Raw genomic sequence first — 1,902 nt, forward strand, 5'->3', positions numbered from 1 at the left:
TATCGGCCTGACCGTATCATCGTGGGTGAAGTGCGAGGTGGAGAAGCTTTGGAGCTATTAAAAGCATGGAATACGGGGCACTCGGGTGGGGTGGCGACCATCCATGCGGATTCGGCTTTACAAGGCTTATCACGTCTTGAGCAGTGCGTGAGCGAAGCTTCACCGCACTTAAATCACGCTCTGATTGGCAGCAGTGTACACGCTCTGGTGTTCATGGGGCGCAATGCTCAAGGGCAACGGCAGGTGCTGGAATTGGTTGAGGTCGATGGCTTTGATGCGAAGGCTCAAGCTTATCAAACGCGCACGATTTGGGAGGCTCACACTCATGAGGTGGATTAAACGGCATATCGGGCGCATGAGCGCCTTGGGGGGATGGGTCTTTAGTCAGCCCGCCCTTGCGAACAACAACTCGCTAGATACCGTGCTGGAGCAATTTAAGGCGACCACGGCGACGTGGCAACCCATCATAACCGAAGCTGTCACGGGGCTGTTTTGGTTGTTGGTCATACTCAGTTTTACATGGTCAAGCATTCAGTTTTGGATGGCTCAAAAAGGGTTGGATGAATTTGTGGCTGACCTGTTTGAGCGTGTGATTACCGTCGGCTTTTCTCTGTTCTTACTCAATAATGCCGCGCCTTTGGCGTGGACGCTCTTAAATTCATTGCAAGAGGTCGCGACCCGCTTGTCGGGCGGGGCGGACGCCTTAACCCCGTCGAACATCGTTGAGTTGGGTCTGGTGTTGGCGCAGCGTGTCTGGGACTCCATCTCGGGTTGGAGTGTCGGTCAGTACATCATTATGGGTCTGTGCGCGTTGATTGTTTTGGTGGTGATGGCAATGATTGCCGCGCAATTGACCATCTTGATTGTCGGCTCTTACGTCATCTTAAACGCCGGAGTGGTGATGATGGGCTTTTTAGGCAGTCACTGGACGCGAGATCATGCGATAAACTATTTCACCACCGTACTGGGCATGTCGGTGCAAATCTTCATCATGCAAATTGTGGTCATCATTGGTAATGATGTCTTTCTCGCCTTGATTGATAGAGGGACGGATGGATTAGCGGATTATTTGATGATGGTGGTGATGGTCATCATCTATTACGCCTTAGTTTCAACCGTGCCTAATATGGCCTCAAGCCTGACAACGGGACGCTTTAGCTTTGATACGGGCAAAGCGGTGGGCAGCGCCGCTGCCGCCGCTGGGGCAACCGCAGGGTTAGGTTTAGCCGCCGCTTCGGTGATGAAAGCGGGGGGCGGGGGCATCGGTCAGTCACTGATGGGGTCTCAAATGGGTCAAAAGGCGTTGAGCAGTCTATCGCCGAATATGAAAACGGCAGGCGCAGTGGCGGGCAAAGTGGCGGGTGGGACCGGAAAAATGGGGGTCGCAGTGATGCAAGCGATGGCCTCTCAAAGCCCAGTGGGGCGCGCTTTTAGCCAAATGACGCAAAGCGGGAAAATGGCGCCGAAAGTCAAAGGCGGGCACGCCAAAATGGCGGAAAGCATGAAACCGTTTTCCGCCTCTCCACCGCCTGTCAAACCCGCGTCGTCGCATCAACAACTGAAAGAGCGTTTGCAAGCGCAGCGCAATCAGCCCCGAAACAACTTAAAACGATAACCATAAAGTGAGGCCATTATGTCAAAAGAGGATCGAGAGGATCACTCTATTTTGTACCAGCGAGCGAGAGAGGAGTGGGATGAACGCCTTGGCAGTGTCATCAAACAAGCGCACAACTGGAAATTATTTGCGTTTTTCTCTTTGATGGTGAGTGCTATCTCGGTGGGAGGCGTGAGTTACATTGGCGCTCAGTCGAAAATACAACCCTATGTCATAGGCGTCAAAAATGGCGAAGAGGTGATTGGGGTAGCGAGCGTCAATACGCTGCCCAATGCGCAACTCAACGC

3 protein-coding genes are annotated in these 1,902 nt (G+C 53.0%); all 3 read left to right on the forward strand.

Annotated features, from left to right (window positions below):
• Positions 1–339 (forward strand): ATPase, T2SS/T4P/T4SS family (locus Q1A70_RS19695; protein ID WP_299695836.1); only part of this gene is annotated, 339 nt, incomplete at its 5' end.
• On the forward strand, positions 326–1,615 hold the full coding sequence (trbL, locus tag Q1A70_RS19700) for a P-type conjugative transfer protein TrbL (protein WP_299697587.1): 1,290 nt from the start codon (positions 326–328) through the stop codon (positions 1,613–1,615). The genes Q1A70_RS19695 and trbL, both read left to right, overlap by 14 nt.
• 18 nt (positions 1,616–1,633) lie before the next feature.
• Positions 1,634–1,902 (forward strand): VirB8/TrbF family protein (locus Q1A70_RS19705; RefSeq protein WP_299697589.1); only part of this gene is annotated, 269 nt, incomplete at its 3' end.

It is taken from the genome of uncultured Vibrio sp., assembly GCF_947488985.1.
Lineage (GTDB): Bacteria > Pseudomonadota > Gammaproteobacteria > Enterobacterales > Vibrionaceae > Vibrio.